At 59.5% G+C, this 20,593-nt stretch carries 20 protein-coding genes; 10 read left to right on the top strand and 10 right to left on the bottom strand.

The window, feature by feature from the left end; translation table 11 throughout:
* Positions 1-119: 119 nt before the first annotated feature.
* Positions 120-635 (bottom strand): DUF6512 family protein, encoded by a 516-nt coding sequence (locus tag WHJ28_RS14830; protein WP_340042838.1) that lies wholly within the window; start codon positions 633-635, stop codon positions 120-122.
* A gap of 261 nt (positions 636-896) precedes the next feature.
* Between WHJ28_RS14830 and spoIVB the strand changes: the two genes are divergently transcribed.
* From spoIVB to WHJ28_RS14810, 4 genes are all read left to right on the top strand, one after another.
* On the top strand, positions 897-1,952 hold the full coding sequence (spoIVB, locus tag WHJ28_RS14825) for a SpoIVB peptidase (protein ID WP_340042837.1): 1,056 nt from the start codon (positions 897-899) through the stop codon (positions 1,950-1,952).
* A gap of 257 nt (positions 1,953-2,209) precedes the next feature.
* Positions 2,210-2,974 (top strand): sporulation transcription factor Spo0A, encoded by a 765-nt coding sequence (gene spo0A, locus WHJ28_RS14820; protein ID WP_340042836.1) that lies wholly within the window; start codon positions 2,210-2,212, stop codon positions 2,972-2,974.
* 140 nt (positions 2,975-3,114) lie between these two features.
* Positions 3,115-3,720: a pentapeptide repeat-containing protein gene (locus WHJ28_RS14815; protein WP_340042835.1), complete on the top strand. Its 606-nt coding sequence runs from the start codon at positions 3,115-3,117 to the stop codon at positions 3,718-3,720.
* A gap of 75 nt (positions 3,721-3,795) precedes the next feature.
* Positions 3,796-5,175 (top strand): alanine/glycine:cation symporter family protein, encoded by a 1,380-nt coding sequence (locus tag WHJ28_RS14810; RefSeq protein WP_340042834.1) that lies wholly within the window; start codon positions 3,796-3,798, stop codon positions 5,173-5,175.
* A 46-nt stretch (positions 5,176-5,221) separates the two neighbouring features.
* Here WHJ28_RS14810 and WHJ28_RS14805 read toward each other — a convergent pair whose 3' ends face one another.
* A complete protein-coding gene (locus WHJ28_RS14805; protein ID WP_340042833.1) occupies positions 5,222-6,994 on the bottom strand; it encodes a CvpA family protein in 1,773 nt (590 codons plus the stop codon).
* A gap of 327 nt (positions 6,995-7,321) precedes the next feature.
* Here WHJ28_RS14805 and WHJ28_RS14800 point away from each other — a divergent pair, with 327 nt between their 5' ends.
* Positions 7,322-8,920, top strand: coding sequence for a Na/Pi cotransporter family protein (locus tag WHJ28_RS14800; RefSeq protein WP_425461156.1), 1,599 nt, complete (start codon positions 7,322-7,324; stop codon positions 8,918-8,920).
* A gap of 64 nt (positions 8,921-8,984) precedes the next feature.
* Here WHJ28_RS14800 and WHJ28_RS14795 read toward each other — a convergent pair whose 3' ends face one another.
* From WHJ28_RS14795 to aspS, 5 genes are all read right to left on the bottom strand, one after another.
* Positions 8,985-10,286, bottom strand: a complete 1,302-nt coding sequence (locus tag WHJ28_RS14795) for an MATE family efflux transporter (protein ID WP_340042831.1) — start codon at positions 10,284-10,286, stop codon at positions 8,985-8,987.
* A gap of 175 nt (positions 10,287-10,461) precedes the next feature.
* The gene (gene gatB / locus WHJ28_RS14790) at positions 10,462-11,883 is read right to left on the bottom strand and encodes an Asp-tRNA(Asn)/Glu-tRNA(Gln) amidotransferase subunit GatB (RefSeq protein ID WP_340042830.1); all 1,422 of its coding nucleotides are present in this window, start codon (positions 11,881-11,883) and stop codon (positions 10,462-10,464) included.
* Complete coding sequence (gene gatA, locus WHJ28_RS14785; RefSeq protein ID WP_340042829.1) at positions 11,880-13,322, bottom strand: Asp-tRNA(Asn)/Glu-tRNA(Gln) amidotransferase subunit GatA; 1,443 nt, start codon at positions 13,320-13,322, stop codon at positions 11,880-11,882. The genes gatB and gatA overlap by 4 nt, the downstream gene beginning before the upstream one ends.
* Before the next feature lie 10 nt (positions 13,323-13,332).
* Positions 13,333-13,620 (bottom strand): Asp-tRNA(Asn)/Glu-tRNA(Gln) amidotransferase subunit GatC, encoded by a 288-nt coding sequence (gatC, locus tag WHJ28_RS14780; RefSeq protein ID WP_340042828.1) that lies wholly within the window; start codon positions 13,618-13,620, stop codon positions 13,333-13,335.
* A gap of 12 nt (positions 13,621-13,632) precedes the next feature.
* Positions 13,633-14,931: an aspartate--tRNA(Asn) ligase gene (gene aspS / locus WHJ28_RS14775; RefSeq protein ID WP_340042827.1), complete on the bottom strand. Its 1,299-nt coding sequence runs from the start codon at positions 14,929-14,931 to the stop codon at positions 13,633-13,635.
* A 448-nt stretch (positions 14,932-15,379) separates the two neighbouring features.
* Between aspS and WHJ28_RS14770 the strand changes: the two genes are divergently transcribed.
* The 3 genes from WHJ28_RS14770 to WHJ28_RS14760 all read left to right on the top strand — a co-directional run bounded on the left by WHJ28_RS14770 (position 15,380) and on the right by WHJ28_RS14760 (position 17,416).
* Positions 15,380-15,916: a uracil-DNA glycosylase gene (locus tag WHJ28_RS14770; RefSeq protein WP_087188565.1), complete on the top strand. Its 537-nt coding sequence runs from the start codon at positions 15,380-15,382 to the stop codon at positions 15,914-15,916.
* A 107-nt stretch (positions 15,917-16,023) separates the two neighbouring features.
* On the top strand, positions 16,024-16,497 hold the full coding sequence (locus tag WHJ28_RS14765; RefSeq protein WP_340042826.1) for an RNA polymerase sigma factor: 474 nt from the start codon (positions 16,024-16,026) through the stop codon (positions 16,495-16,497).
* A complete protein-coding gene (locus WHJ28_RS14760) occupies positions 16,490-17,416 on the top strand; it encodes a hypothetical protein (RefSeq protein ID WP_340042825.1) in 927 nt (308 codons plus the stop codon). Before WHJ28_RS14765 ends, WHJ28_RS14760 begins: the two co-directional genes overlap by 8 nt.
* A gap of 45 nt (positions 17,417-17,461) precedes the next feature.
* Here WHJ28_RS14760 and WHJ28_RS14755 read toward each other — a convergent pair whose 3' ends face one another.
* The 3 genes from WHJ28_RS14755 to WHJ28_RS14745 form a co-directional block, all read right to left on the bottom strand.
* Positions 17,462-17,602, bottom strand: coding sequence for a hypothetical protein (locus tag WHJ28_RS14755; protein ID WP_340042824.1), 141 nt, complete (start codon positions 17,600-17,602; stop codon positions 17,462-17,464).
* 75 nt (positions 17,603-17,677) lie between these two features.
* Positions 17,678-17,890 (bottom strand): helix-turn-helix domain-containing protein, encoded by a 213-nt coding sequence (locus tag WHJ28_RS14750; RefSeq protein WP_087335717.1) that lies wholly within the window; start codon positions 17,888-17,890, stop codon positions 17,678-17,680.
* 12 nt (positions 17,891-17,902) lie between these two features.
* Positions 17,903-18,490 carry a DUF2975 domain-containing protein gene (locus WHJ28_RS14745; RefSeq protein WP_340042823.1) on the bottom strand — a complete coding sequence of 196 codons (588 nt, stop codon included), beginning with the start codon at positions 18,488-18,490 and terminating at the stop codon, positions 17,903-17,905.
* 146 nt (positions 18,491-18,636) lie between these two features.
* Here WHJ28_RS14745 and WHJ28_RS14740 point away from each other — a divergent pair, with 146 nt between their 5' ends.
* Both WHJ28_RS14740 and WHJ28_RS14735 read left to right on the top strand, forming a co-directional pair.
* Positions 18,637-19,119, top strand: a complete 483-nt coding sequence (locus WHJ28_RS14740) for an RNA polymerase sigma factor (protein ID WP_340042822.1) — start codon at positions 18,637-18,639, stop codon at positions 19,117-19,119.
* Positions 19,113-20,450 carry a DUF4179 domain-containing protein gene (locus WHJ28_RS14735; protein ID WP_340042821.1) on the top strand — a complete coding sequence of 446 codons (1,338 nt, stop codon included), beginning with the start codon at positions 19,113-19,115 and terminating at the stop codon, positions 20,448-20,450. The genes WHJ28_RS14740 and WHJ28_RS14735 overlap by 7 nt, the downstream gene beginning before the upstream one ends.
* Positions 20,451-20,593 lie beyond the last annotated feature (143 nt).

Here is a 20,593-nt window from a genome sequence, read left to right as displayed (position 1 = left end):
GCAAGTAGCAGTCCTCACGCAGTTGGCAGATCGTATTACGCGTTGCACGCGTCCGCGAGGAACAAAGGGCTATGCCCGCATAGTGACAACCACCAGCTTCGCTGGTGGATGTGTTCATTTTAACAGGGCAGAGTCACCCAGGTGGGTGTGCCGGACAGGTCGGTAAAAAGCAGGCCGCCGGGGGGCAGGAAGGTAAACAGCAGCGTGGCGGTGCCCAGAACCAGCACCAACAGCGCCAGCACTTCCCGGCAGTTTTGCCAGATGGGTTGGCGGAGCAGGTGAGGCAGCAGGAAACATACAGCCATCATCAGCACATAGAGGGCGATGTCAAAGATAAGCGAGTCCCCCTGAAAGGAAATGTGGTAGAGATAGCCGATCCCCAGCATTCCTGCTGTGGCTGCCAGCAGGGCAAAGGCCCGCTGTCCCAGCAGCTCCGGCTGCCGACTGCGCAGAGCCAGCCCGGCAATGAGGCAGGGCCAGTAGAGCAGCTTGATGTGCTCCCACAGACTCTCCCGCACCGGGGCCACCAGGGCGGTGGCAGGACAGGGAAGCAGGGTATAGAGGAAATGCAGGCAGGCGCCGGCCACTGTGGCGGCGACAAAAGCGATCCACTCGGACTTGCTCAGACGCGGCATGGCGGACACATCCTTTCGTCTTATATGCCGTAACATATGCAAACAAAAGAAAAAAATACCACAGCTTTTCAGGGTAAAAACCAGGAAGCAGGGGGAGAAAAGAACAGGGGAAAAGCTGCAATGATTTGTCGGAGCGAGATTGGCAAGAAGGGCTAATCCAAAGGAACATTTCATTGCCAGCGTTGCTGATCGATTTGAAAACCATATTAGTAACAGGCGCACAACGCGCCAACTGTTTGGGGAAGGAGCGTGGACAGCGAAATGGGAAAAGAAGAACCAAAGATCAGGCCCTGGGTGGGCGTGGTGCTGACAGCGGTGCTGCTGCTGGCCTGGGCGGCCTGGTTCCAGCCGGCCAGGGCAGCGGAGACCCGGGAGGTGATCCCAATGGGCCGTACCGTGGGGATCAAGCTGTTTTCCGATGGTGTGATGGTGGTTGGTTTTGGCGAGGTGGCGGCGGTTGACGGCAGTCATACCCCGGCCCGGGACTGTGGACTGAAAGAAGGAGATATCATCACCCACATCAACCGGGAAGAGGTGGACAGCATCGAAGAAGTACAGGCCATGCTGCAACAGGTAGGGGACCAGGCCATGAGCATCCGTGCGGTGCGGGACGACAAAGAGGTCCAGTTCACCGCCCAGGCGGTCCAGTGCAGCGCCGACGGGCAGTATAAGCTGGGCGCCTGGATCCGGGACTCTATGGCTGGTATCGGTACCATGACCTTCTGTGATCCCGAGACGGGCACCTTCGGCGCTCTGGGTCACGGCATCAACGATGTGGATACGGCAAAGCTGATGCCCATGCAGTCCGGGTCCATCCTCTATTCTGAGGTAGCCGACGTGCAGAAGGGGATCAAAGGAAAGCCAGGTGAACTCCACGGCGCGTTTCAGACCGACCGTGATCTGGGGGTATTGTGGTCCAACACCGGCAGCGGCGTTTTTGGCCGGATCAGCGATACCGCGCTGACCGATGGCCTGGAGCCGGTACCGGTGGCGGAGCGCAGCCAGGTTCAGGTGGGCCCCGCGGTGATCCGGTCCAATGTGGCCGGTGATCAGGTGGAGGAATATGCGGTGGAGATCACCCGTATCTTTCCCGAAAAAGAGGGAGATACCCGCAATCTGATGCTGAAAGTGACGGATTCCCGATTGCTGGATACCACCGGCGGCATTGTGCAGGGGATGAGCGGCTCGCCTATTCTCCAAAATGGCAGACTGGTAGGGGCGGTGACCCATGTGCTGGTCAATGACCCCACTCAGGGGTATGGCATTTTGGCGGAAAATATGCTGGAGCAGGCGGAAACTGGTAAAACAGAAGACTAATACCACTGAAACGCCGGGAGTGGGGCTCCGCTCCCGGCGTCCTATTTACAAGAAAATTGGAAGATATTAGGTGAAAAAGGAAGGCTGCGTCGGAATTTCTGCAAAAAAGTCGAACGAAGTCGAAGAGAAATAGCCAGAAATTACCAGCAAAACCCTTGCGCTTGCTGTCTGATTATGGTAAATTATAGCCAACCGGTAAAGAGACTTGGCCAGGCGCGAATGTGGAGCAGGAGAGCCTGCTGGAAAGGGTGTCAATATTGGAACGGAAAATCAAGGTCCTGGTAGCGGACGCAAGCGAAGAATTCCGCCGCATTCTGGTGGAACAGCTGGAGAGGGAAGCGGGTATCCAGGTGGTGGGAGCCACTGGGGACGGCGAAGAAGCGCTTCAGCTTTCGGAACGTCTGGCGCCGGATGTGCTGGTGATGGATCTGGTGCTGACCCAGATGGATGGGGTGGAGGTCTTGCAGGCGCTGTCCAAGGCCGAAGCCAGACCCCGGGTGCTGGTGCTCTCCGGATTTGCCCGGGGCAGCGTGGCCGAGTTGGCCGCCTCCACCGGCGCGGATTACTATATGCTCAAGCCCTGCCGCTTGACGGCAGTGGCTGAACGGATCCGCCAGCTGGCCGCCCTCCAGGAAACGGAGGAAGAAGATGGCGCGGAGGAGCGGTCCAGACGGCTGGAAAATGTGGTGACAAGCATCATCCATGAGATCGGCGTGCCCGCCCACATCAAGGGCTACCAGTATCTGCGAGAGGCCATCATCATCGCCGTGGGGGATATGGATGTGATCAACGCGGTCACCAAGATCCTCTATCCGGAGGTGGCTAAACGGTTCGGCACCACCGCCTCCCGGGTGGAGCGTGCCATCCGCCACGCCATCGAGGTGGCCTGGGACCGGGGCGATCTGGAGACGCTGCAGAAATACTTCGGCTATACTGTTTCCAACGCCAAGGGAAAGCCCACCAACTCGGAATTTATTGCTATGATCGCCGACCGGCTCCAGCTGCAGCAGAAGGAGCGGTGAAGGCTGCGATGTGCCCGGCAGACGGGGAATTCCCCGGAGCCGGGCGCGTTTTTTCTCTACACAGCCAAAAGAAAAAGGAGTATCATATAAACAGGCGGGATGTGCCCATTGCCGGGACGCATCCCCGAGGAGGCGGGACCATGATGCTGGTGCAGCAATTACATTGGGCCAGAACCGAGGAACGGGACCTGGAGGATCTGGCCATCGAACAGGAACAGCTTGTAGGACTGGATCTGTCCCACTTGGAGTATACCCGGATTCGGTTTCACAAATGCCGTTTTGAGCGATGCGATTTTTCCAAGGCGGCCTTTTATCAGTCGGAATTTGACGGCTGTGATTTTTCCAACTGCAGCTTTCTGGATACGGTGTGGAACCAGTGCCGGGTGTCCGGGTGCAAGGGAGACGGCGTGAAGATGATCTCCAGCCGCTGGAAGGACTGCGTGGTGGCTGACAGCAGCTTTCGCTATGGAAATTTTTCCAAATCCATGTGGAACCGTACCAGCCTGACCGGCTGCGATCTGCGGGAGGCTTCCATGGCGGAGGCCCGGATAAGCGGGCTGGCGCCTCATGGGTCCAACTTTCAAGGGGTGGATTTTTTCCGTACGCCGCTGAAAGGTCTGGATCTGTCCGACTGCCAGATCCAGGGTATCACTGTATCGGAGAGTTTGCAGGAGCTGCGGGGCTTGAAGATCAACCCGGGACAGGCCGTGGATCTGGCTCCTCTGATGGGGGTACAGCTCCTCTGAGCATTCCGGCTCTGGACAAGATACAGGCATGGAACCGGCCCTGTCCGCATACCTCTGGGACAAGGGGGTGGGGCTATGACAGGATTGGAGCGGCTGGCAGATCTGATCTGGAACCCGTGGCTGCTGGGCCTGTTTCTGGTAGTGGGCCTTTACTTATCGGTACGAAGCGGATTTTTTCAGGTGATACACTGTGGGCTGTGGTTCAGGACCACGGCGGGCGCCCTGGGCAAAAAAGCCGGGGGGGACACCGGACGGGGGCTGACCCAGCTTCAGGCCATGTCCACCGCCTTGGCGGCCACCATCGGCACAGGTTCCATTGCCGGGGTGGCCACTGCCATCTTTTATGGCGGGCCGGGGGCGGTATTCTGGATGTGGGTTTCCGCCTTCCTGGGCATGATGACCGGCTGTGTGGAAAAGATCCTGGCGGTACGCTACCGGGAAAAGGACGAGAAGGGCTGCTGGCAGGGAGGCCCCATGTGCTATATGGAAAAGGGCCTGGGCAGCCAGGGACTGGCTACCCTGTTTGCCCTGTGCTGCGTTGCCGCATCCCTGGGGGGCGGCAATATGGTGCAGGCCAATTCCATCTCGACTGCCCTTCATGCTGGTTTTGGACTGGACCCGCTGGCGGTGGGCATCGTGGTGGCTCTGCTCACTGGGGTGGTGGTGGTAGGCGGCATCGGCCGCATCGGCAAGGTGAGCGAGACTTTGGTGCCCTGTATGGCCCTCCTCTTTGTGGGAGGCGGCGTGGTGGTGCTCTGCTGCCATGCTCAGGCCCTGCCCGAGGCTTTGCGGCAGATCGTGGGGGGGGCCTTTACCCCCAAGGCAGCTTTGGGGGGCGGTGCGGGCTACGGTATGGCAGCGGCGCTGCGGTATGGAGTGGCACGAGGGGTATTTACCAATGAGGCGGGTATGGGTTCCTCTTCCATCGCCCACGCCGCCGCCGACACCAGAGAGCCGGCAGAACAGGGGATGTGGGGTATTTTTGAGGTATTTGTGGCCACCATTGTGGTGTGCTCCATTACCGCACTGGTGATTCTCACTACCGGGGTTTATCAACCGGAGGGGGCCCTGGACGCCATCCAAAAGGGACAGGTGATGCCGGAGATGCTGGGCGCCCCCCTGTCGGCGGCCGGGTTTTCCACCGTTTTCGGCCCATTTGGGGAAATTTTTGTGTCGGTGTGCCTGCTGTTGTTCGCCTTTACCTCCCTCTTGGGGTGCTGCTACTATGGAGAACGGGGACTGGCCTACCTGAGCGGCTCCAACCGCTGGCGGTGGATCTACCGGCTGGTGTTTTTGTGGGCGCTGGTGTGGGGCAGCGTGGCAGACGTAACGGCGGTGTGGCAGTTGGCGGACATCTTCAATGGACTGATGGCTCTGCCCAACCTGTTTGCCCTGCTGCTGCTGTCCCCGGAGGCTTTAGCCCTGCTGCGGGTATGGAAAAGGAAACAGGCATGAAAAAAGAGCACGCTGCATCAGCAGCGTGCTCTTTTTCGTGGAATCCTTATTCCGCCGGAGCGGGAGAGGGAGAAGCCTCCCCGGCATCGGGCTCCTTCTGGGGAGCGGGAGTGACGATCGGCGATGGAGCGGGCTGGGCCGCTCCATCCAGAGTGACGGTGGAGCCGTCCAGAATGGAGGAGGTCTCCCCGTCAATGGCGGGGGTGTGTTGGATGGTCACCTGGTCGCCTACATTGAGGATGACAGCCAGAGGATTCTGGGCGGCGGAGAGGGCGTAGTAAGTGGGAGCGCCCTCCAGTTGGATGAAGTAGTAGGAGTTGCCCTCCATGACCGCCGAACGGATGTCGCTGATGACGCCGGACACCTCGGTGCGGGGCAGTTCATCCTCAGAGGTGATCCCTTTGTTGGCCAGCAGTTTGATATATTCCTGTTCGCAGGCGGACACAGTGGAGCCGGTGGCCACCACCTGATACTGAGCTACATTGACCATAGCGTAACTCTTTACCAGATTGGTGGCGTCCTTCAGGGGGATAAAGTAGGTGGGCTCTCCGGCAATGTTGAGCAGCAGAGGGAAGGTGGCGGTGTACTTCAGATCCTGGACCACACCTTCCGCGGAGGCCTTGGCAGCCGCTTCCGTAGCGCCGGGGGCCCGATAGAATTTGGTCTCCTTGGTCCGCTGGTTGGACAGCAGGAAACCCAGGTTGGACTGGTCGGCATTGGCGGAGGTAACGCCGGTGTACATATACACGTCGTCGTTAAGGGCGATATAGTTGGAGCCGTCGGTGGTGATGGTCACGTCCCGCTGGCCGAAGATGGAGTTGATGAAGCCGTTGACCAGAGTGCCGTGGTAGTTATACTGCTGCATGATCAAATCAGGGGTGAACACATTGTCCACCCAGTTGGGAATGTCGGCCAGCTCATAGTAGGTGCATTCGCCGGTGATGGCGTCCACCAGCACGGCGCCCTTGATGTCGTCGCCGCCGAACAGGCCGATGGTCTTGACGATGCGGGGAGCGATCCAGTAGGGACGGCCCTCCTCATCGATCTCAAACTGAGGGGTGCCAAAGATAAAGGTGGGATAGTTGAAGCGCAGATGGCGTTCGATGTTACGATTGAGTGGCTCGGAGAAGGAGTATTTCATGCCCTCCTCCAGCCGGACCACCGTGGCCTCCTGAGTGACCATGTCCACCCTCACATAGGCGGGCAGGCCGGTGCCGCGGTTGGTAAACCACTTGAACAGATCGGCGTAGGCTATGGGGGCCACCCGGACGGGCCGGCCCTTGTAGTTGATCTGGGTGGAATCGAAGGAATACTCGAACTGGCTGACCATATCGCTGAGGGTACCCATCTGCCGGTCGCTGAGGTATTCGGCGGAGGATTCATCCAGGGTGGGGATCTCATTAAAAGAGATTTCGGCGATGTCGGAGGCAAAGTTGCCGTCCTCCACGGTGAGCAGGTCCCGGTAGGCCCCGGCCCGGAAAATGGGCAGGGAGATAATGGTACCCACAATGCCAACGGCAATGAGGGCCAGCAGCAGGATCCCCGCAGGCAGGCAGCGGGATTTGATAAAGCGCAGATAATCTTTGGGGCCGCTGGCCTCCCGGATCAGGTCCATGCCGGAGGTGAGGATAGAAGTGACCACGAATACGATGCACAGAATGGCGATAAAGACATAAAAATCGCTGGACTGGGGATTGATAGGGGGCAAAGCCACATAGAAATAGACCAGACCGATCAAAATGGTGAGTATGATACAGAGCACCAGTTTTCCGGACTTGCTTTTGGGCCCATGGGCCTTCTTGGCCGGTTGCTGTTCCATGAACGTTTCTCCTTTAGGCAATTTCGACATTTTTTCATAATCAAACGGGGTTGATAGAGGTAGTATAGCCTATAGTGGTGGAAAAGGCAACTGAACAGGCATTAAATTTCCATAAAAGGCAGGTAAAAACCTGCCGGAGTCAAAGGCGAAAGGGGACGAAACTTCGTACAAAATCCCATTGACGGCAAACTTTACATCCGATATACTAAAACAGGATTTCGTAAAGAAACTGAAAAAGAAATATGTGAATAAAAGAGGAGAAAAGACGTGGGAGACATAAGCATCCTTCTTGGGCTGCTGGGCGGCCTGGCCTTGTTCCTCTACGGTATGCAGATGATGAGTTCCGGCCTGGAGGCCGCAGCTGGCAACCGTATGAAGCGCATCCTTGAGCGGCTGACTTCAAATCGCTTTTTGGGCGTCCTGGTGGGCGCATTGATCACCGCAGCAATCCAATCCTCCTCCGCCACCACAGTTATGGTGGTGGGCTTTGTCAACTCCGGCATGATGACCCTGCGGCAGGCCGTGTGGATTATCATGGGCGCCAACATCGGCACTACCATCACCGGACAGCTCATCGCCCTGGATGTGGGCGTTATGGCTCCCCTGTTTGCCTTTGTGGGCGTGGCCATGGTGGTATTTCTGAAGAAACCTCAGATCCACCACTACGGCAACATCCTGGCCGGCCTGGGTGTGCTCTTCATTGGCATGGAGATGATGAGCTCCTCTATGGAGCCCCTCCGGGAGTGGCCCGCCTTTGTGGATGCTGTCAGCACCTTCTCCAATCCCCTGATTGGTATTGTGGTAGGCGCCCTTTTCACCGCGCTCATCCAGTCCTCCTCCGCCTCTGTGGGTATTCTGCAGGCGCTGGCGGTCAGCGGTGTGATTGGCCTCGACAGCGCGGTGTATGTCCTGTTTGGTCAGAATATCGGCACCTGCATCACTGCTGTGCTTGCCTCCATCGGCACCAGCCGCAACGCCAAGCGGGCTACGGTGATCCACCTGATGTTCAACCTGTTCGGCACGGTGCTCTTTACCGCTATCTGTATTCTGACGCCGCTGACCGACGCTATGGTGAACCTGACTCCCGGCTACCCCGCGGCTCAGATCGCCAATATGCACACGCTGTTCAACATCGTTACCACCATTTTGCTGCTGCCCTTTGGCAATGTGTTGGTAAAGCTGGCCATGCACATCCTGCCTGACCGGCGGGAGAGTGGGGAGGAAGGGATGCACCTGGCCTACCTGGTACCCAACCCCACCCACACCAAGCAGGAGCACCCCATCGGCTTCTCCGCCATGTATATCACCCAGCTGCGCCAGGAACTTAACCGGATGCTGTGTATGGCCCGGGAGAATATTGCCACTTGTTTTCAGGCTGTGCTGGACGTGGATCCCAAGAAGATGGAGGGCGCCGAAGCCACCGAGGAATATCTGGACTATCTGAACAAGGAGATCTCCCAGTATATCTCTCAGGTCATCGTCCATGAGACCAACGAGCAGGACTCCACCGCTGTCAGTGCCTATTTTAAAATCACCGGCAACATCGAGCGCATCGGCGACCACGCCATGAATATCTGCGAGTATACCCAGATGATGCACGATAAGAACATCCATTTCTCTCCAGATGCACAGGAAGAGATCAGGCGGATGGAGCAGGTCAGCCTGGAGGCTCTGGACCTCCTGGGACAGGAGGTCACTGAGCCCACCAAATGGCTTGCCAAGGTGTCCGCATTGGAGCAGCGTATTGACGATATGACGGAGGAATACCGCCGCAACCAGCTCAAGCGGATGCGGAAGGGCTCCTGCTCCGACGAGGCCTGTATCATATTCTCCGAGCTGCTTACCGACTTTGAGCGCATTGGCGACCACGCTCTGAATATTGCTCAGGAGCGGGCTTCCATTGCCTCTGACGCTACCGGAGTTTAAGGCAAAGCACAACTCCCCCTGATCCAGCCGAAAGGCTGGATCAGGGGGAGTTTTATTTTTGCATTTAAGATTGTGAGGCAGTGAGTGCCCTGCGGCTGACACCCAGGCCCCAAAACAGGGTAATCAACTCGGTGACCGGGAAGGCAAGCCAGATCCCGGTGAGTCCCAGCAGCCACGCCAGCAGAAGCACCAGCGCGGCAATACCCACACCGCCCCGGAACAGGGAGAGAAAGAAGGAAGCCCGGGGCTGCTCGGCGGCGCCCAGAAAGGCCGCGGTGATGATGTTGGGGCCGGCACAGAGGAAACCCCAGAAATAGAGCCGAAGTCCGTCCACGGCGATCCGTGCCAGGACTGGGTTCCCATCCCGATTGAAAAGCGCCACGAGTGGCTGGGCGGCAAACTGGGCGATAAGGGCTAGGGCCAGTCCGGTGAAGAAGGCTACCAGCAGAGCCATGCGGCAGAGTTGCCTGACCTCATGGGTATCACCACGGCCATAGGCCTGACTGATCAGGGGCTGGGCCCCCTGGGACAGACCGGTAAACAGGGCCAGGGCCATAAGAGCCAGATTGGCTACCACGCCGTAGGCCGCCACGCCCACCGTGCCGGCGGCTTGCAGCATCAACAGATTATAGAGGGCCAGCACCATACAGGAGGTAAACTCATTGAGGAAGGCGGCGCTGCCCAGACCGGCCACGTCGGCCAGGGACCAGGCCGGGGTGGCGGGCCGGGCCAGTTGGTACTGATTCCGGCCGGTAAGACTGTGGAGGGAGGAGAGACACAGCCCGATCACCGGGGCGGTGCCGGTTGCCAGTGCCGCGCCGAAAATGCCCATATTCAATGGATAGAGGAAGAGATAGTCCAGGGCGATGTTGGCCAGACTGCCGGTGAGCATGGCGGCCATGGCCAGCTTGGGATTGCCGTCGTTGCGGACGAAGCATACCATGACATGGTTGAGCAGAAAACAAGGGGAGAAAAGGAGTACCGTACGCAGGTAAACGGTACACAGGGGCAGTGTGTCGGTGTTGGCCCCCAGCAGCAGGGCAATGGGTTGGGCGCAGAAAGCGCCCAGCAGGGCCAGCAAAACTCCCAGTACCAGTCCCGTCAGCAGGACCAGGGTAAAGGTGCGGTTGGCCCGGTCCTCATCCCCCTGATACCGGCAGATGGAGTAGCGGGTGGCGCCGCCGATACCCAGCAGGATGCCAAGTCCGTTGATGAGGCCGAAGATGGGAATGGCCAGATTGAGGGCCGCCAATCCGTCGGAGCCCAGTTGGTTGGACACAAAAAAGGTGTCCGCCATGATGTAGCCGGACAGCCCAAGGGCACCCAGCATATTTAAGGAGATGTACTTGAAAAAGGTCCGCCGCATGGTCCGTCCTCCTGGGTCCAAATAAAAAACGTGCCTGAGTATATTCCTTCAAAGACCTACGGAATATACTCAGGCACGTTGTCTCGCCCATCCGGTGACGGGCGTCATGCACATGGTTTATTTGTGGATAAGAGCATAACAGAAGGACAGAAAAATGTCAAGGCATGGGGAACAACTACCGGGACAGCTTCTCCCGCAGCACCTGGTGGACCACCGCCGGGGAGGCCTGCCCCTTCAGCTGCCGCATGACCTGACCCACCAGAAAACCGAAGGCCTTCTCCTTGCCGGACTTGAAGTCCTCCACCGATTTCTGGTTGTCGGAGAGTACCTGCTCCACCACGGCGGTCACCAGTCCGGCGTCGGATACCTGGGCCAGACCGTGTTCCTGAATATAAGCATCCACGTCTCCATCCTCAGCAAAGATGGCCTCAAAGACCTTAACGGCGGTGTTGCGGTTAAGTTTGCCCTTCTGGACCAGGGCGATGAGCCTGGCCATGGTGGGAGGCGTCAGCTTCATGTCCTGGGCCTCCAGGCCGTGGGCGGACAGCTGGCCCAGCACCTGGCCCATGATCCAGTTGGCGGCCTGCTTGGGATCGGCCCCCAGAGCCACCACTTCCTCGAAAAAGTCGGCCAGGGCTTTCTGGCTGGTGATCATCTCCGTGTCGTAAACAGGCAGACCCCAGTCATGCTGATACCGCGCCCGCTTGGCCTCCGCCAGCTCGGGCTGGGTGGCCCGCAGCCCTTCGATATACTCCTCCGACAGCTCCAGGGGCGGGATGTCCGGATCGGGAAAGTAGCGGTAATCCTGGGCGTTCTCCTTGGAGCGCATGGCGTAGGTGGCGTCCTTGTTCTCATCCCAGCGGCGGGTCTCCTGGATCACCCGTTTGCCCTCCTCAATGAGCTCAATCTGTCGCCGGGCTTCGTAGGCAATGGCCCGGGCAATGGCCTTGAAAGAGTTCAGGTTCTTCATCTCGGTGCGGGTGCCCAACTCTGCGGACCCGGCGGGACGCACCGACAGGTTCACGTCGCACCGCAGGGAGCCCTCCTGCATCTTGCAGTCGGACACACCCAGGTATTGCAGGGTGGAGCGCAGCTTTTCCAGGTAGGAAATGACCTCCTCCGCCGAGCGAAAGTCGGGCTCGGTGACGACCTCGATCAAGGGCACGCCGCAGCGGTTGTAATCCGCCCGGGTCTGGTCCAGCCAGGGGTCGTGGAGCAGCTTGCCCGCGTCCTCCTCCATGTGCAGCTCGTGGATGCGGATGGTCTTGCCGCCGCCAATGTCCACCGCACCGTCGTGACAGATGGGCAGGTAGAGCTGGGAGATCTGATAGGCCTTGGGCAGGTCGGGGTAGAAGTAGTTCTTCCGGTCAAAGCGGCTGAAACGGCTGATCTCGCAGTTCAGAGCCAGACCGGCTTTCACCGCAAACTCCAGTACCTTTTCGTTGAGTACCGGCAGGGCGCCCGGCATCCCGGTACATACCGGGCAGCAGTGGGTGTTGGGCGCGCCGCCGAATTGGGTGGTGCAGGGGCAGAAGATCTTGGTCCTGGTGGCCAGCTCCACATGGGTCTCCAGACCGATCACGGTTTCCCAGGTCATTGGGCGTCACCTCCTTTGGGGCTTTTCTTGTGCCAGTTGGTGTCCAGCTGGAAGGCATGGGCGGCGTTGAGCACCCCGCCGTCGCCCAGGGCGGGACCGATGAGCTGGGCGCCGATGGGCATACCCTTGCTGTCAAAGCCGCAGGGCATGGACAGGGCGGGCAGGCCCGCCAGGTTCACCGACACAGTGTAACTGTCGCTGAGGTACATCTTCAGCGGATCGATGAGGCTCTCCCCCAGCTTGGGGGCGGTGGTGGGAGCCACAGGGGTGAGGAGCAGATCGTACTTGGAAAAAGCCTGGTCAAAGGCCTTTTTGATGAGGGCCTTTACCTGGAGGGCCTTTTTGTAGTAGGCATCGTAGTAACCAGAGGACAGCACGAAGGTGCCCAGCAGGATGCGCCGCTTTACCTCGGAGCCAAAGCCCTGGGTGCGGGTCTTGCAGTAGAGATCGGCGAGATCCTGATAGTCCTCGGCCCGCCAGCCGTATTTTACGCCGTCGAACCGGGACAGGTTGGAGGAGGCCTCGGCGGCGGCGATGATATAGTAGGTGGGTATCACATACTCCATCACCGGCAGGGCGAACTCCTCCACCTTGGCCCCACGGGCCTTGAGCACCTCGGCGGCGGCCAGTACGGCGGTACGCACCTCTGGGTCCAGCCCCTCGCCGAAGCAGTCCACCGGCAGGCCAATCTTTTTACCGTTTAGATTGCCGGTGAGGGAGGAGAGCAGCCCACCGGCGGGGGCGTCCAGGCTGGTACCGTCCCGGGGGTCCTTGCCCTGAATGAGGTCCAGCACCGCCGCACAGTCGGCGGCGGACTTGGCGATGGGGCCCATCTGGTCCAGGGAGGAGGCGTAGGCGATGAGGCCGTACCGGGACACAGTGCCATAGGTGGGCTTCATGCCGGTGACGCCGCAATAGGCGGCGGGCTGGCGGATGGACCCGCCGGTGTCCGAGCCGATGGCGTACCACACCTCGCCGGCCGCCACGGCAGCGGCAGCGCCGCCGGAGGAGCCGCCAGCCGCCCGGGTCAGATCCCAGGGGTTTTTTACCGGGCCATAGTGGGAGGTCTCGGAGGTGGAGCCCATAGCGAACTCATCCATGTTCAGCTTGCCCATGGACACCGCCCCGGCGGCAGAGAGCCGCTCCACCACGGTGGCGTCGTAGCAGGGGACGAAACCCTCCAGAATCTTGGAAGCACAGGTGGTGGGCACCCCTTTGGTGCAGATGTTGTCCTTGTAGGCCATGGGTATACCAGCCAGGGGGGAGGCGGACAGGTCGGCTGCCGGGAAGGCGGGGCCGTCCAACGTGACGAAGGCGTTGTTGCCCGGCTGGGCGGCGTGGATGCGGGAGAGGGCGGCCTCCACCGCCTCCTGCTGTCTTACCTCACCGGTGCGGAGCTTTTGAGCCAGCTCCAGAGCAGTCAGTTCATACAGTTCCATGTGTGCCACCTCACTCTACCGCTTTGGGGACCAGGAAGGTCTCGCCGTCCCCGGCGGGAGACCCGGCCAGCAGGGTCTCCCGGTCATAGGACGGGACCACCTCGTCGGCGCGCAGCACGTTTTTCAGGGGGAAAATGTGGCTCAGGGGCTCCACATCGGTGGTATCCAGAGTATTGAGCACATCCATATAGGCCACGATGCGCTCCAGCTCCGCCGTCATGGCGGTTTTCTCCTTCGCCGGCAGCTGGAGCCGGGAGAGCTGGGAGATATAGTCGACCATATCTTCGGTGATTTTCATGTTCAATCCTCCTTAAGGCTCAAGCCGGGTGCGGTCTCTGGGGAACAGGCAGGCCCGGCGGACGTTGTCCAAACCGCACAGCTGCATGGTCAGCCGCTCCAGGCCGATGCCCAGCCCACCGTGGGGGGGCATCCCGTGCTTGTGGATCATGAGATAGCTTTCAAACTCCGCCGTTTCCATGTCCCGCGCCTCCATCTTGGCCACCTGGGCGGCATAGTCGTGGATGCGCTGGCCACCGGTGGTCACCTCCAGGCCCCGGAACAGCAGGTCAAAGGAAAGGGTGAAGCGGGGATCGGCGGGATCGTCCATGGCGTAGAAGGGCCGTTTTTTACTGGGATAATGGGTAATGAACACGAAGTCGCTGCCCCACTCCTCCTTGGCGTACTTGCCGATGGCGTGTTCCTCCTCCGGCTCCAGATCGAAGGGGTCCCGGATCTGGTAGCCGTACTTCTCCGCCGCCAGCCGCTTGATCTCGTCAAAGCGGACGGCGGGGATTTTGGAAACGTCGGGCAGCTCCACATCCAGCAGGGCCAGCTCGGTGGAATATTCCTGCTTCAGCAGTTCCATCAGGTGCTGGAGAAAGCCCTGTTCCATCTCCATGATTTCGGTGAAGGACTGGATATAGCCCATCTCGAAGTCCAGGGAGGTGTACTCGTTCAGGTGCCGCTGGGTGGCGTGTTTCTCCGCTCGGAACACGGGAGCTACCTCGTACACCCGCTCGAAGGCTCCCACCATAGTTTGCTTGTAGAACTGGGGAGACTGGGCCAGGAAAGCCTTTTTGCCGAAGTAATCCAGCCGGAAGATGTTGGACCCGCCCTCAGCTCCGGCGTGGACGATCTTGGGGGTGTGGATCTCGGTAAAACCTTCCCTCTGGAGGTAGTCCCGGAAGGCTCTGCCGATAGCGGCCTGGATGCGGAACACTGCCCGCTCGTTGGGGGCTCTCAACACCACCGGCCGCAGGCCCAGCTCGGTGTCCAGATTCAGGTCCAGCTTCTTCTTGGACAGGGGCACAGGCAGAGGGGCGGCGGGGCGGGACAGGACGGTGAGGGTGGCGTCGGTCAGCTCTTTCCCGCCGGGAGCACGGGGTTCAATGCGCCACATACCGGCGGCGGTAACGGCGCACTCCTCGGTGGCCCCATCCAGGGCGTCCTTTTGGGTGCAGACACACTGGACCAGGCCGGTGCGGGTACGCAGGGTGACGAAGGTGATGCCGCCCATGTCCCGCAGGGCGTGGACCGCGCCGTGGAGGGTGACGGGCTGGTTATTCCGGCCCTCCACCGCTTTATCGATTTGTTTTGCCAGGAATACCATACCGTTCACAACCTTTCTTATTTGAAAAAAATAAAAAAAGTCCCGAAGTCGTACAATACGACTTCGGGACGGAATCAACTCCGCGGTACCACCCAAAATTGCGCCGTCGTGTGCAACGGACGCCACTCGGAACCCTTAACGCGGGTGAGACGGGCGGCCCTACCTCCCAACGGGACTCGAAACGCCGGCTCAAATGTGTTGCGCCATCCCATCCTGCCGGACCGGGCTCTCAGTCGGTGACCCGGATTCTCTGTCGGCTCTCACGGGCGGCGGTCTTTGTCGCAGCCTTTATGGGCGTAGTATATGCGCTTTTGCGTGGAAAAGCAACTGTGAATTTTGACAAAATCTGCCCTAGGCAAGGAGGGCGGCCCTATGTTACAATGGGGAAAATCCTCGAAGAAAGGGGGCGGAGGACACGAAGAACTGGGATGAGCTCTACGCTGAATGTATGGATTGCCGCAAGTGCTCTCTGGCTGATACCCGGCACAACGTGGTCTTTGGCGAGGGCGCCCGGGACGCGGAGGTCATGTTCATCGGCGAGGGTCCCGGCGAACAGGAGGACCTGACCGGACGGCCCTTTGTGGGCCGGGCGGGCCAGCTGCTGGACGATATGCTGGAGATGATCGATCTGCGCCGGGACAAGGTGTTTATCGGCAACATGGTCAAGTGCCGTCCGCCGGGAAACCGGGACCCATTGAACATTGAGCAGGAGGCCTGCATCGGTTACCTGCGCAATCAGGTGGCCCTGATCCGGCCCAAGATCATTGTCTGCCTGGGGCGCATCGCCGCCATTCGGCTGATGAAGGACGACTTCAAGATCACCCGGGAGCACGGACAGTGGATGGAGAAGGCCGGAGTGTGGATGATGGCCATGTTCCACCCTTCCGCTCTGCTGCGGGACCCCTCCAAGCGGCCTGAAAGCTTTGTGGATCTAAAGACCCTCCAGGCCAAGATCCGGGAGATCTGCAACCATACCTACGATTGAACAGCGGGACCTGCCTGAGGCAGGTCCCAAATTTTTTTGTGCGATTTGTAACCTGAAAGGCGGCCCGTCCGTATATAGGGCAGAACGAACGGAAAGGAGGAAACGCCGTGGACAACGAGGAACTGGAACGCATCGTACATACCTACGGGCCGTCCATTTACCGGCTGGCCTATGTACGCACGGGGAGCCATGCCGACGCCCAGGATGTGATGCAGGAGACCTTCCTGCGGCTGATACGGGGCGGGCCGGACTTTGAAAACGAGACCCACTGCAAAGCCTGGCTACTGCGTGTGGCGGCCAACTGCGTCAACGATGTGTTCCGCTCCCCCTGGCGGCACGCCCAGCCCCTCAGTGAGACCCTGACCGCCCCGGCTCAGCCGGAGGAGGGGGGCGTGCTGGAGGCGGTGCTGTCCCTGCCAAAAAAGTACCGGCTGCCGGTCCATCTCTACTACTACGAGGGATTGACCGTGGCGGAGATCGGGGAGATTCTGGGTAAAAGCGAGAGCGTCATCAAAACGCGGCTGTTCCGTGCCAGAGGTATGCTGCGTCTGGAGCTGGAAGGAGGAAGGGAACATGTTTGAACCCAATTTTGAACAGGCGTTCCGGATGGAACTGGAGCAAATGGGACCCACGCAGATTCAGTTGAAGGAGGTTGTGCAACAAGTGGAGCAGGAAAAGCTGGCAAAGAAGGTAGGAAGAAAATCCGTCCGGCGTGTGGGGCGCACGGCGCTGGCCGCAGCGGTAGTTTGCGCTTTGGTGACCGCCGCGGGAGCGGTGGGGATCGCCATCTCTCAGAGCAGGGTCCACTTTTTTGACGATGAGCAGGAATTGCTGCAGCAAGCTGAAGAGGACGGGGGAGGATACTATACCACCTGCCTGGGGGGAGACTTTGACCCTGCGCAACTGGTGAAGGAAAACGAGCAGAACTGGAATAACTATGCCGGCGGTACCCTGCTGGAGGAACGGCAGGGTGGGGAAACAGACGGCTGGACCGCCATGCGGGCCTTTGGATTTCAAAAGGGGGAGACTGCGTGCCGGGCGGAACTCTACCAGTCGGAGAAACTCTCCAATCTCAATGGGCTGTGGACCACGCCCGGCTGGGATGTGAGCTGGTTGGAGGAGCACTATGAGGCCATCCCTGGCACCTGCCTGTATCAGAGCGAGACCGACCTGGAGCGGGACGATTTGGTCTACCAGTCCTTCATCGGCGGCTACCAGAGGGAGGATGGGGCATCCTTCACCTTGTCATACAGTTGGTTTTCTCAGGCCAAGCAGGTGGAGGACCGGTATTTCCTGGGCGAGGGTGAAAACTATACGACTCAGGATGGCGTCACGGTGGCTATCACCATGGTGACCACCGAGAGTGGACAGCGGCAGTTCTGGGCAGAACTGTTTTCCGGTCATATGGTTTGGACCATGCACGGTGCAGGGCTGACCTTGGAGGAGATTCAGGAAGTAGCGGACCACATGGGGCTGGCGGTCCTGTGTGAGCCTGCGTGAGCAAGAAGCCGGGGACCCGCTGTTAGCAGCGGGTCCCCGGCTTCTTTATGTGTCAAATTCCAGGTATCGGAGGGTATTTATCTCCGCGTCGTAGTAGGCGAAGGTGTAGTTCTGGGAGGGGTGGTCAAACAGACTGACCTCGCCGTTGGCCTGACGGTCGAGCAGACAGCGTCGGATCACCTCCACCGCCAACCAGCCCGCCGTCGCAGGACACCGGCAGAGACAGAAACAAGAAACTGGCTGCAAAACAGATGTGGATGCTCACTCCTCCTCCGGCACATATTCCAGAATATCCCCGGGCTGGCAGTCCAGGGCCTTGCAGATGGCCTCCAGGGTGGTGAAACGCACCGCTCGGGCGTGGTTGTTTTTCAGAATGGACAGGTTGGCCAGGGTGACGTCCACCTTGGCGGACAGCTCGTTGAGGCTCATTTTCCGCTTGGCCATCATCACGTCCAGATTCACAACGATGGGCATGGGAACACCTCCTCAGATGGTCAGGTCATTTTCCGCCTTCATTTCCGCCGCCTGGCGGAAGAGGGCGGATATGACCAGACAGAGCAGCCCGGCCAGAAAGAAGAGCGGAACAAAGAGCATATTGTAGCTGAGCAGAGGGGTAATGGATTGGGCATAGCATATCCTCCAGATCACACGCACCAGGGCGGCCCCGGAAATCAGGAAGCAGAGCAGAGCGGACCGCTGAAGGCAGACGGCGTTTTCCACGCAGAAGGGGGTACCCCTGAGGATGGTGCTCAGAACCTTACGACCCTGCCACAGGATGGCTGCTGTACAGGCGCCGCAGAAGAGAAGAAAGAGGGCAAGCACCAGGGTGTAGGCGGAAAGATCGCCCCAGCCGGATACCAGCACCAGATAGAGCATAGTGCCGGGGGCATATGTCGGACCTGAGGAGGCGCCCCCAGTCCCCATACCATGGAGCAGCTCCGGCAAGGGAAAACCACAGCTGGATGCAGCGGACAGAATGGGCACCAGCGGCAGAACCAGCAGGTTACACACAAAGGTGATGGTAACCAGTATTTTCAGTACACGGGCCAGTTTCTGAACTCCGGTTCGCTCCATAGCGATCCCTCCTTTGGCATCACTGTACCACGGAACACATTGCTTGTAAATGTGTTTTTATCGTTTTTCAATATAGCGCCGGGGCTTGTAACATTTTGCGGAGCAAAAACGTGTATCCCATAGAAACGGAGAAAGGAGAGTGGGCTATGGATCGGGAGGAAGCCGCCCGGCTGGTGGAGCAGTACAGCCCGGCGGTATACCGGCTGGCCTATGCCCGGACGGGCAGTCGGGAGGATGCGGAGGATATCACCCAGGAGACCTTTCTGCGGCTGGTGCGGGCGGCCCCTGCTTTTCGGAATGGGGAGCATTGCAAGGCCTGGCTGCTGCGGGTAGCCGCCAACTGCGCGGGGGATCTGCATCGCTCCCCCTGGCGCAGGCGTGCGGTGCCCCTGGAGGAGGCGGGACAGATGGCCGCGCCGGAGCCGCCGGAGGAGCAGGGCATGGAGGCCGCCATTCTGACGCTGCCGGAGGACTACCGGGTGGTGGTCCATCTCTATTACTACGAGGAGCTGAGTACCGCAGAGATCGCCAAGGTGCTGGGCAAGCGGGAGGGGACCATCCGTACCCGCCTGAGCCGGGCGCGGGCCATGCTGCGGGAGGACCTACAGGAGGAGGAAACGCCATGCTGAAGCAGGATTATCAGACCTGGATGGACCAGGTGGAGCCGGATCAGGACTTTCAGACCCGGCTGACGGAGGCCATGACATCAGAACCGGTAAAAACCCCTAGACATACGTTCCGGGTGCTTGTGGCGGCGGCGGTGATGTGCGGTTTGCTGGGGATTACGGCGGCGGCCTATTACATGGGGGCCTTTGAGTTCCTGAAGGAGCAAAATGAGTATGCCATGCTGGGTATGAATGAGGTGTATGAGACCTGCGCCCAGCCAGTGGGCGTATCAGTGACGGCAGAAAACGGCGATGTGTTTACGGTGGATCGTGTGGCGACTGACGGGACGTTCTGCACCATCTTTTACTGTTTGTACGTTCAGGACGAGACATGGCAGTACGCCCCCAGGATGACCCTGTGTTCCGGCGGGGAGGATATTTCCATGGAGGGCTATGGCAACAGCTTTGAAAACCAGGAATACCTGGCCGACGGCCACACGCTGTACGGAGCCTGGCGCGTCCTCCTGCGCACGCCCCTGGAAGAGGGGGAGCAGGTGGAGCTGAAGCTGGCGCGATATGGAGCCGCAGAGCCGGGTGAACTTGCTCCGTTGTTGTGGGAAAACACGCTGGCTTTTTCTGTCAACCCCATCCAGGGAGAGCAGTTTGAGCTGGATGCCGTCCTTTCCGCCAGAATTGGGGGAGAGCCGGTACAAGTGGAGGCGGTCTCCCTGAAGCGGTCTCCTTTGGGTACTCTGCTCAGACTGCGTTGGGCGGCGGAGGATTCCAGTGAAAAGGATTGGTATGACTTTGTTCTGCGGGATGGAGATACCGGAGCCTATATCCCCTATGACCAGGTGGTTGTCAACCATTACTGGGACCCGGAGAGTTATGTGGACAGCGTCTATGAGCTGTACGGGGATGTGAGGGGACTGAAGCAGCTGGAGATCATCCCAACCACATCCGTGGGCGGAGTTTCACCCAGACAGGTGGTGGAGTTGGAAGACTTGCCCTCTGCGGACTCAGGAAATCCCGACGGAGGGTATGCTCCGGCCAGCTATGAAGCGGTGGATGGACAAATCATCGTGAAGATGCAGCCGGTGGGGGCGGTAAACGCCTGGTATGCCCGCCTGCTGAACGGGGTGTATTTTCAGGATGCCGAGGGTCAGGATCTCTTTGAGGACGTGTGGGTGGACAAGATCAAGAACCGGAGCGACGGTACCATCACCGTCATTTCCACCCCCAGCGCGGAATCCTACGACCGGGATGTGGACAAGGTGGCCCAGATCTGGTTTTTTGTTCCGCAGTATAAACTGCTGGAGAGACAGAAGGCGGTCATCCGGTTGGATGCCCAGTGATGTCATACAGGAGCAGACCCAGGCCCTGCCGTATTTTACGGCGGGGCCTGATGGTTTTTCTTGCATTGATGTTGTATTTCTAGTATAATATGCTGGATTATGGAGGCGGCAGAGGCCGCCAGGATATGATACGAGGAAGTGCA

The organism is Flavonifractor porci, assembly GCF_037572415.1.
Taxonomy (GTDB): Bacteria; Bacillota; Clostridia; order Oscillospirales; family Oscillospiraceae; genus Flavonifractor; species Flavonifractor porci.
The sequence above is the reverse complement of the archived record's forward strand: the minus strand, read 5'-3'. Positions and strand labels throughout refer to the sequence as shown.

Excerpts from the sequence above, each read along its gene's own strand:
- WHJ28_RS14830 (WP_340042838.1), bottom strand. The coding sequence starts at position 635 with ATGCCGCGTCTGAGCAAGTCCGAGTGGATCGCTTTTGTCGCCGCCACA.
- spoIVB (WP_340042837.1), top strand. The coding sequence starts at position 897 with ATGGGAAAAGAAGAACCAAAGATCAGGCCCTGGGTGGGCGTGGTGCTG.
- WHJ28_RS14815 (WP_340042835.1), top strand. The coding sequence starts at position 3,115 with ATGATGCTGGTGCAGCAATTACATTGGGCCAGAACCGAGGAACGGGAC.
- WHJ28_RS14810 (WP_340042834.1), top strand. The coding sequence starts at position 3,796 with ATGACAGGATTGGAGCGGCTGGCAGATCTGATCTGGAACCCGTGGCTG.
- WHJ28_RS14805 (WP_340042833.1), bottom strand. The coding sequence starts at position 6,994 with ATGGAACAGCAACCGGCCAAGAAGGCCCATGGGCCCAAAAGCAAGTCC.
- WHJ28_RS14800 (WP_425461156.1), top strand. The coding sequence starts at position 7,322 with ATGCAGATGATGAGTTCCGGCCTGGAGGCCGCAGCTGGCAACCGTATG.
- WHJ28_RS14795 (WP_340042831.1), bottom strand. The coding sequence starts at position 10,286 with ATGCGGCGGACCTTTTTCAAGTACATCTCCTTAAATATGCTGGGTGCC.
- gatB (WP_340042830.1), bottom strand. The coding sequence starts at position 11,883 with ATGACCTGGGAAACCGTGATCGGTCTGGAGACCCATGTGGAGCTGGCC.
- gatA (WP_340042829.1), bottom strand. The coding sequence starts at position 13,322 with ATGGAACTGTATGAACTGACTGCTCTGGAGCTGGCTCAAAAGCTCCGC.
- gatC (WP_340042828.1), bottom strand. The coding sequence starts at position 13,620 with ATGAAAATCACCGAAGATATGGTCGACTATATCTCCCAGCTCTCCCGG.
- aspS (WP_340042827.1), bottom strand. The coding sequence starts at position 14,931 with ATGGTATTCCTGGCAAAACAAATCGATAAAGCGGTGGAGGGCCGGAAT.
- WHJ28_RS14770 (WP_087188565.1), top strand. The coding sequence starts at position 15,380 with ATGGATTGCCGCAAGTGCTCTCTGGCTGATACCCGGCACAACGTGGTC.
- WHJ28_RS14760 (WP_340042825.1), top strand. The coding sequence starts at position 16,490 with ATGTTTGAACCCAATTTTGAACAGGCGTTCCGGATGGAACTGGAGCAA.
- WHJ28_RS14750 (WP_087335717.1), bottom strand. The coding sequence starts at position 17,890 with ATGCCCATCGTTGTGAATCTGGACGTGATGATGGCCAAGCGGAAAATG.
- WHJ28_RS14745 (WP_340042823.1), bottom strand. The coding sequence starts at position 18,490 with ATGGAGCGAACCGGAGTTCAGAAACTGGCCCGTGTACTGAAAATACTG.
- WHJ28_RS14740 (WP_340042822.1), top strand. The coding sequence starts at position 18,637 with ATGGATCGGGAGGAAGCCGCCCGGCTGGTGGAGCAGTACAGCCCGGCG.
- WHJ28_RS14735 (WP_340042821.1), top strand. The coding sequence starts at position 19,113 with ATGCTGAAGCAGGATTATCAGACCTGGATGGACCAGGTGGAGCCGGAT.